Origin of the sequence: Komagataeibacter melomenusus, from assembly GCF_013155395.1 — a bacterium.
Classification (GTDB): Bacteria; Pseudomonadota; Alphaproteobacteria; order Acetobacterales; family Acetobacteraceae; genus Komagataeibacter; species Komagataeibacter melomenusus.
Genome location: NZ_JABJWC010000108.1, coordinates 1 through 761 on the forward strand (window position 1 = coordinate 1; position 761 = coordinate 761).

A 761-nucleotide genomic window follows, 5' to 3' on the forward strand; every position below is an offset into this window, starting at 1 on the left:
GAATGATCTGTCTGTCTTGTCGCTCCGCGTGGCGATACGCTTGAACTCCTTGAGCTTGCAGAAGAAGTTCTCGATGAGATGGCGCGCCTTGAACAGGGCTTTATCGAACGGGCGTCTGTCGAGACGATTTTTGCGCTGGGGAATGACCACGCGGGCCCCTTGCGCACGTATGGCGTCCACGATCCAGTGGACGTCAAATGCCTTGTCGGCAAGAAGGGCCCCGAAATCTGCTGGTTCAAGAAGGGGAGCAACGCCGACCGTGTCGTAATGCTGGCCGGGGATAAGCGTAAAGCGGACCAGATTGCCCAGGGCGTCGGTCATGGCGATGATCTTGGTCGACCATCCTGTCACACTGCGTCCGATCGCCTGGTTTCGGGTCCCCCTTTTGCGCCCTGGCCATGGCGGTGAACCCGGACCACCGTGCCGTCGATCATCGCGTATTCCATATCGGCTTCGTCCGAAACAGCTTCAAAAAGTCGTTTGAAAACACCGGCTTTCATCCAGTCTCTGTAACGGGAATAGACCGAGTTCCAATGCCCGAAATGCGTCGGAAGGTCCCGCCATGGACTGCCTGTCCGGGCAATCCATAAGACCGCCTCGATGAAGAGCCGGTTATCCTTCCCGCTGCGTCCCCGATCCGTTTGCTTGCCAAGGCACAGCGGTTCCATTTTCGCCCATTGGGCATCCGTCAATATCAAGCGATCCATATGCAGTTTAAAGCACATCAGGGACCTTGTGAAAAATCAATTCCAAACAGACCC

At 56.2% G+C, this 761-nt stretch carries 1 protein-coding gene; it reads right to left on the reverse strand.

What is annotated here, in order from left to right; all coding sequences use genetic code 11:
• A protein-coding gene (locus HNW77_RS17250; RefSeq protein WP_172159321.1) for an IS5 family transposase occupies positions 1-707 on the reverse strand; the annotation gives its coding sequence in 2 pieces (ribosomal slippage) (positions 1-371 and positions 371-707; 708 coding nt annotated over the 2 pieces). This gene is flagged as partial in the annotation.
• Between the last annotated feature and the right edge of the window lie 54 nt (positions 708-761).